Origin of the sequence: Streptomyces sp. (assembly GCF_031178505.1) — a bacterium.
GTDB lineage: Bacteria > Actinomycetota > Actinomycetes > Streptomycetales > Streptomycetaceae > Streptomyces > Streptomyces gulbargensis.
In genome coordinates this window covers 1-6,923 of sequence record NZ_JAPSIW010000358.1, presented here as the reverse complement: position 1 = coordinate 6,923, position 6,923 = coordinate 1, and the positions used below count along the sequence as shown (strand labels likewise).

Genomic DNA, 6,923 nt, shown 5'->3' with positions numbered 1-6,923 from the left:
CCCCACGTCACTCCGGCACCGGCGGTGCCTCAGACCTGGACGCGCCGCTCCACCACGTCGGCGAGCTTCGCGAGGGCGTCCTCGCGCGGGATGCCGTTCTCCTGCGACCCGTCGCGGTAGCGGAAGGAGACCGTCCCCGCGGCCATGTCCTCGTCACCGACGATGATCATGAACGGCACCTTCTGCTTCTGGTGCGTACGGATCTTCTTCTGCATGCGGTCCGAGGAGGCGTCCACGTCCACGCGCAGGCCGCGCTTCTTCGCCTCCGCGGCGAACTCCTGCAGGTACTCGACGTGGGTGTCGCCGATCGGGATGCCGACCGCCTGCACCGGGGCCAGCCACGGCGGCATCGCGCCCGCGTAGTGCTCCAGGAGCACCGCGAAGAACCGCTCGATCGAACCGAACAGCGCGCGGTGGATCATCACCGGACGCTGCTTGGTGCCGTCGGGCGCCGTGTACTCCAGGTCGAAGCGCTCCGGCAGGTTGAAGTCCAGCTGCACGGTCGACATCTGCCAGGTACGGCCGATGGCGTCCCGCGCCTGCACCGAGATCTTCGGGCCGTAGAAGGCGGCGCCGCCCGGGTCGGGGGTGAGCGGGAGGCCCTGCTTCTCGGCGACCTGCTGGAGGACGGAGGTGGCCTCCTCCCACGCCTCGTCGGAGCCGACGTACTTCTCCGGGTCCTTGGTCGACAGCTCCAGGTAGAAGTCGTCCAGACCGTAGTCGCGCAGCAGGTTCAGGACGAAGGTGAGCGTCTTGTCGAGCTCCTCCGCCATCTGCTCGCGGGTGCAGTAGATGTGCGCGTCGTCCTGGGTGAAGCCGCGGGCGCGGGTGAGGCCGTGGACGACGCCCGACTTCTCGTACCGGTACACGGTGCCGAACTCGAACAGGCGCAGCGGCAGCTCACGGTAGGACCGCCCGCGCGCGTCGAAGATCAGGTTGTGCATCGGGCAGTTCATGGGCTTGAGGTAGTAGTCCACGCCCTCGTCGAGCTGCATGGGGGGGTACATGCCCTCGGCGTACCAGTCCAGGTGGCCCGACTTCTCGAACAGCTTGCCCTTGGTGGCGTGCGGCGAGTAGACGAACTCGTAGCCCTCCTCCTCGTGCCGCTTGCGCGAGTAGTCCTCCATGACCCGGCGGATGATGCCGCCCTTGGGGTGGAAGACGGCCAGGCCCGAGCCGATCTCGTCCGGGACGGAGAAGAGGTCCAGCTCGTTGCCCAGCTTGCGGTGGTCGCGCTTCTCGGCCTCGGCCAGGAAGTCCAGGTGCGCCTTCAGCTCCTCCTTGGACGGCCACGCGGTGCCGTAGATGCGCTGGAGCATCGGGTTCTTCTCGCTGCCGCGCCAGTAGGCGGCGGCGTTGCGCATCAGCTTGAAGGCCGGGATGTTCCGGGTCGTCGGCAGGTGGGGGCCGCGGCAGAGGTCCTTCCAGCACAGCTCGCCGGTCCTGGCGTCGAGGTTGTCGTAGATGGTCAGCTCGCCGCCGCCCACCTCGACGTTCGCGCCGTCGTCCGTGGACGCGGCGCCCTTGATGCCGATGAGTTCCAGCTTGTACGGCTCGGAGCTGAGCTCCTCGCGGGCCTCCTCGTCGGAGACGACGCGGCGGGAGAAGCGCTGCCCGCGCTTCTGGATCTCCTGCATCTTCTTCTCGATGGCCTTGAGATCCTCGGGGGTGAACGGCTTCTCGACGTCGAAGTCGTAGTAGAAACCGTCGCGGACCGGCGGGCCGATACCCAGCTTGGCCTCCGGGAACAGCTCCTGCACGGCCTGCGCCATGACGTGTGCGGTCGAGTGGCGCAGGATGTTCAGGCCGTCCTCGGACGAGATCTCGACGCCCTCGACGACGTCGCCCTCGGCGAGTTCGTACGAGAGGTCCTTCAGTTCGCCGCCGACGCGGGCGGCGATGACGGTGCGGTCGCCTTCGAACAGGGCGCCGGCGGTCGTGCCCGCGCTCACCGCCCTTTCCTCGGCTCCGGAGGTGGACTGGACGGTCACACGGACATCGGACACGGGTGCTCCATACATAAGGGCGCAGGCAGACACGAGGTGCCGGCGCCGGCGGTGCGCGGCAGAGACGAGGTGCCGCGTCACCGCTGATCGTACCGAGCCGATCCGGCCGGCCGCGAAACGGTTTCCCCCGGGCCCTCCCCCGGCCCGCCCGCCGGGCGCCCCGGCGGGGGCGTCAGGTGTCCCCGCCGCACGCCTCCTCGAAGAAGTCGAGGTTCTCCTGGAGCGATTTCATCAGGCGGTCGCGTTCCGCCTCGTCGACCTGGACCGGTACGACACCGGAGGCGTCGGTCAGGCGGCGGAAGCCGCCCCGGCTCTCCAGGCGGCCGACGAGCCGGATCGGCAGGCCGAGGAGGTGGGCGTGGCCGGCGATGCGGTACGCCTCCTCGTCGAGGGTGACGCGGACGTGCGGGACCTCGGCCCCGGCGAGCACCCGGAGCCGTACGGTGCCCTCACCGCGCGGTCCGGAGCGGCGCATGCGGACCACGGCCCCGGTGATCCGCACCGGCACGGACGGCTCGTCCGCGAGGTAACGGGCGCCCGCGGCGCGCAGGGCGGGCAGGTCACCGGGCGAGAACTCGACGGGTTCGGGACGGGCGGCGCAGCCTTCGGGGGTACCGGCGGCCGGGGCCCATTCCAGGGCGATCCTGGCGCCCTCGCTGCCCCGGACCAGGGCGATGAGCGCCTCGACCAGCTCGCGGCTGACCCCGGCCTCGACGGCGGAGTCGAAGGCGTCCATGCCGCCGGTGGCGCGCTGGTAGTCGGTGGCCTCGCGGGCCGCGTACAGGGCGTGGTAGAGCCGGACGGCGACGGGCCGCCCGGTGGCGACGGGCAGGAAGGCGGTCAGGGCGCGGCCGCCGGGTGCGGCGGCGACGAGCGCGGTCTCCAGCGAGGCCTGGGCGGGGCGCCGGTGGCGGGCTCCGTGGTAGCCGGCCCGGCCGCGCACGGCGAGGGCCCCGGCCACGAGGAGCTGGCGGGCGGCCGACCTGAGCTGTTCCTGCACGGTCCAGGGCACGGTGCCGGAGGGGCCCGGCGGCACGTCGCGCCACCAGCGGATCTCGTCGCTGGGCACGCAGAGCCCGGTGAGGACCTCGCGGGCGGAGGGCGCGGCGCTGCGGGCGAGCGCGGTCAGCGCCTCGCCGAGCAGGTCGTCGCAGTCGGGGAAGGCGCGGCTCTCCGGGACGAGGAGGCTGGTGCCGCCGATGCCGGTGCCGCTGCCGGGCGGTGTCCAGCGGCTGTAGCGGCCGGCCGCCCCGCCGCGCCGCCGCCAGCCGTGGCGGGCGAGGAGGGCGCCGAGGACCCGGGGATCGACCCGGCCGGGGTCGGGGGTGCCCTGCACGTCGGCCCAGGGGCCGGACGGCGGGGCGGGGATCCCGGTCCAGGGCCCGGGAAGTTCGCCGGGCGCCGGATGGGGCCGGTACGGGGACGGGCCGGGGCCGCGCCGGTTCCCGTACCCGCTCCCGTACTCGGGTTCGTCGATCGGCCGGTGCATCAGGGTCTCCCTCCCCCGCCGACCCGGGTCATGATGTCGCAGAGCGCCCGGTCGTCGAAGATCCGCGCCGTGGGGACGCGGACGGTGGTCCGCCGCCGTCCCGTGACCGGGTGCCCGGCCAGGTTGATCCAGTAGCAGCAGTGCCGCAGGTCGAGCCGGTCGTGGCTCGCGCTCAGCCAGTTCTCCGGTTCCCTCGGGACGAGCATCACGACCAGGATCTTGTGCACGGCCACGGGGGTCCGGGCGAGTTTCACCAGGTGGTCGTTGTCGAGGGTGAAGGAGAAGGTGCTGCCGGGCGGGCGCGGCGGTATCTGGTAGGTGCACTTGAGCTGCACCTTGATGGTCACTTCGTCGTCGACGGTGTGCCCGGGAGCGCTGTGGCTCACGTGCCAGTCGATGCCGTTGTCCGGAAAGGGCTGTGCGAGCGAGCAGCCCGCCGCGGCCGCGACCGCGTGCAGGTAGCCCACTTGAAGGGTCTCCATGCAGGCGGTGGTGGCGAGCGAGCCGCGCGCCGGTGCCGCCCGCTGCGACGGAAGCCCTCCCGACTCGGGCTGGGCGAGCGCCATGTCGTCTTCCTTCCCCGTCCCTTGTGTTGTGACCGGTCCGCGTACGTCGCAAACGGTCCGGGTATCACCGCTTCGGGCAGGGGGTTGGCCATCTGCCCGGAGCGGGCGAGGAGTTCGGGGATGACGACGCACTGGTACGAAGGGCCCCTGGCCGCATTCGACACGGAGACCACGGGAGTTGACGTCGAGGAGGACCGGATCGTCTCGGCCGCCCTCGTCGTGCAGGACACCGCCGGAGCGCGCCCCCGGGTGACGCGCTGGCTGGTCAACCCCGGCATACCGGTGCCGGAAGCGGCCACGGCCGTCCACGGCCTGACGGACGATCACCTTCAGCGCAACGGCCGCTGGCCGGCGCCGGTGATGGAGGAGGTGGGCCGGGCGCTCGCCGAACAGGCGGCGATGGGGCGGCCGTTGGTGGTGATGAACGCCCCGTTCGATCTGACGATCCTGGACCGTGAGCTGCGTCGCCACCGGGCGTCCTCGCTGGGCCGCTACCTGGAGACCACGTCGCTGTGCGTCCTCGACCCTCGGGTGCTCGACAAGCACCTGGACCGGTACCGGAAGGGCCGCCGGACGCTGACGGACCTGTGCGCGCACTACGAGGTGGAGTTGGACGCCGCCCATGACGCGGCGGCGGACGCCGCGGCGGCGATGGAGGTCGTACGGGCGGTGGCCCGGCGCTTCGCCTCCCGCCTGGAGCGGCTGACCCCGGCGGAGCTGCACACGCTCCAGGCGGTGTGGCACGCGGCGCAGGCGCGCGGGCTCCAGGCCTGGTTCGCGCGGCAGGGGACACCGGAGCTGGTGGACCCGGCGTGGCCGCTCCGTCCGGAGCTGCGCACGGCGGCGTGAGGCGTGGGTGACCGGAGGGAAGGACGCCCCGGTGAGCGGGCCCGGAATGCGGAAGGCCGGTCCGTCGTGACGACGGACCGGCCTCTCCCGGTGGGCGATACTGGGATCGAACCAGTGACCCCTTCGGTGTGAACGAAGTGCTCTCCCGCTGAGCTAATCGCCCGGGAACGGGTTGAACCATACAGGCCCTCGCGCGGTTCGTTCAAACCCGGCGCAGGTGGGAGGCGAGTCCGCGCCGTCCGCTCCGCATCATCAGGGCGTGGTTGGCCCGGAAGAGGGGCCGGCCGACGACGGCGAACGCCCGCATCAGCGGAACCCGTACCTCGACCTCCTGCTCGTACAGGGCGCGGGTGCCGGGGCCCTCCGGGGTGAGGGTCCAGCGGGCCCAGCCCTCCAGGTCGCCGCCGAGCCCGATCTCCAGGACGCGGGCGCGGGGGTCGCGGCGCAGGGCGCGGACGGTGACGACGAGGTCGTACGGGAGGAAGGACCGGAAGCGCGCGGTGCCCCTGGTTCCGTCGACGGGCACGGCCTCGCGGACCTGGGGCCACCAGCGGGGGTAGTCCTCGGGCCGCTCCAGGACGGCGTAGACGGTGGCGGGCGGGGCGTCGAGCCGCCAGACGCTGCGGAAGCGGTACCGGTGCCAGTCCATGGGTCCCAGTGTGGCCGCCCGGTTCGCACACGTGGGCGCCGGGCGTACTCAGGCGCGGATCTGAGTACGGCGACGCATTCCCCGGCGCTGTGGCCGGGGCCACACTCCGGAACATGAACAACACCCTGCCGCCCGCGGAGGAGCTCGTGCTCGTCGACCGCGAGCTGGCCCGCCTCGACGAACGGCGCGCCCAGTTGCTGGCCCGCCGGGCCTGGCTGGTCCGGGCGCTGTACCAGCCGGCCGCCACGCAGGCCGCTCCGTTCCGGCCGCCGCACGCTCCGGAGGCGTCGCCACGCGGCGCGCAGAACGTGCTGCTGACGCTCGGGGGCACCCTCCTGACGATCGCGGCGATCGCCTTCACCCTGGTCAGCTGGGGCTCGATGGGGATCGGCGGCCGGGCCGCGGTGCTCACCCTCGTGACCTCGGCGACCCTGGCGGCTCCGGTGGCACTGCTGCGCAGGGGCCTGGTGTCGACGGCCGAGTCGGTGGCGGCGCTCGGGCTCGTCCTGACGGTGCTCGACGCGTACGCCCTGCACCGGGTGGCCCTGCCGGGGACGGACGGGCTCGGGTACGCGGCGGCGGCCTCGGCCGTTCTCGCCGGGGCGTGGGCCGCGTACGGCTCGGCGCTGTCCCGGCTGCGGATCCCGCTGCCCGCCGCGGTGGCGGCCGCTCAGCTGCCGCTGCCGCTGGGGGTGCTGGCCACGGGGGGCTGGGTGACGGCGTTCGCTTGGGCGGCGCTGGTGACGGCCGCCGTGGACACGGCGGTGATACGGCGGACCCGGCCGGTGGCGGTCCGGGCCACGGCGGGTGCCGGCGGGGCGGCGCTGGGCGCCTGGGCCCTGCTGACGGGCGGCTGGCTCTCCCTCACCTCTCCGTGGACGGCCGCGCCACTGCTCCTGGCGGCGGCCGCGCTCTGCCTGTACGTGGCCCGAAGCGCCCCCGCGGTCGCGGTGGCCGCCGCGGGCCTCGGCGGCCTGTCGGTCCTCGCCGCCACGGGCGGCCTGCTGCGCCCCGCCCTCCCGGACGACTGGGCGGTCCCGGCGTACGTCCTGTGCGCCCTTCCCCTGGCGGCCCTCTGGCGCCCGGGCCCCGCGGAGGCGCGGACCGCCCGCGGCGGGTGGGCGACGTGGGGAGCGCCGGCGGGACCGGCGGGAGACCCCACGTGGGGTCCCGGCGCCGATCCGGGGCGGGCTCGGGCGGCGGCCGTACGACCGACCGAGCCGACCGGACACCCGGCGAAGCCGGAGCAGCCGCCGGCCGGTGTCGGTACGCGGGCCGGTGCGGGCGCCGCTGCGACGGAGAGGGGTGCGGCGGGCTCCGGAGCCGCGGGCGCCGCTGCCGGGAAGGCCGGGACGGAATCCTCG

5 protein-coding genes, 1 tRNA gene and 1 pseudogene are annotated in these 6,923 nt (G+C 73.7%); 2 read left to right on the top strand and 5 right to left on the bottom strand.

Annotation, left to right across the window (positions count from 1 at the left end):
* Positions 1-29: 29 nt before the first annotated feature.
* The 3 genes from thrS to RIF68_RS21820 all read right to left on the bottom strand — a co-directional run bounded on the left by thrS (position 30) and on the right by RIF68_RS21820 (position 4,061).
* Positions 30-2,006, bottom strand: a complete 1,977-nt coding sequence (gene thrS, locus RIF68_RS21830) for a threonine--tRNA ligase (RefSeq protein WP_309052977.1) — start codon at positions 2,004-2,006, stop codon at positions 30-32.
* A gap of 172 nt (positions 2,007-2,178) precedes the next feature.
* The gene (locus RIF68_RS21825; protein ID WP_309052976.1) at positions 2,179-3,495 is read right to left on the bottom strand and encodes a hypothetical protein; all 1,317 of its coding nucleotides are present in this window, start codon (positions 3,493-3,495) and stop codon (positions 2,179-2,181) included.
* Positions 3,495-4,061 carry a DUF4365 domain-containing protein gene (locus RIF68_RS21820; RefSeq protein ID WP_309052975.1) on the bottom strand — a complete coding sequence of 189 codons (567 nt, stop codon included), beginning with the start codon at positions 4,059-4,061 and terminating at the stop codon, positions 3,495-3,497. The genes RIF68_RS21825 and RIF68_RS21820 overlap by 1 nt, the downstream gene beginning before the upstream one ends.
* Before the next feature lie 120 nt (positions 4,062-4,181).
* On the opposite strand from RIF68_RS21820, the gene RIF68_RS21815 reads away from it, so the two are divergent.
* On the top strand, positions 4,182-4,910 hold the full coding sequence (locus tag RIF68_RS21815; RefSeq protein WP_309052974.1) for a 3'-5' exonuclease: 729 nt from the start codon (positions 4,182-4,184) through the stop codon (positions 4,908-4,910).
* Between the two features lie 91 nt (positions 4,911-5,001).
* On the opposite strand, the gene RIF68_RS21810 is transcribed toward RIF68_RS21815, so the two are convergent.
* Positions 5,002-5,073 (bottom strand) — tRNA-Val (locus RIF68_RS21810).
* 39 nt (positions 5,074-5,112) lie between these two features.
* Positions 5,113-5,559, bottom strand: coding sequence for an SRPBCC family protein (locus RIF68_RS21805; RefSeq protein ID WP_309052973.1), 447 nt, complete (start codon positions 5,557-5,559; stop codon positions 5,113-5,115).
* A gap of 113 nt (positions 5,560-5,672) precedes the next feature.
* Between RIF68_RS21805 and RIF68_RS21800 the strand changes: the two are divergent.
* Positions 5,673-6,923, top strand: a pseudogene (locus RIF68_RS21800) (hypothetical protein); the annotation flags it as partial.

Coding starts and splice junctions, on each gene's coding strand:
- RIF68_RS21825 (WP_309052976.1), bottom strand. CDS start 3,495: ATGCACCGGCCGATCGACGAACCCGAGTACGGGAGCGGGTACGGGAAC.
- RIF68_RS21820 (WP_309052975.1), bottom strand. CDS start 4,061: ATGGCGCTCGCCCAGCCCGAGTCGGGAGGGCTTCCGTCGCAGCGGGCG.
- RIF68_RS21805 (WP_309052973.1), bottom strand. CDS start 5,559: ATGGACTGGCACCGGTACCGCTTCCGCAGCGTCTGGCGGCTCGACGCC.
- RIF68_RS21815 (WP_309052974.1), top strand. CDS start 4,182: ATGACGACGCACTGGTACGAAGGGCCCCTGGCCGCATTCGACACGGAG.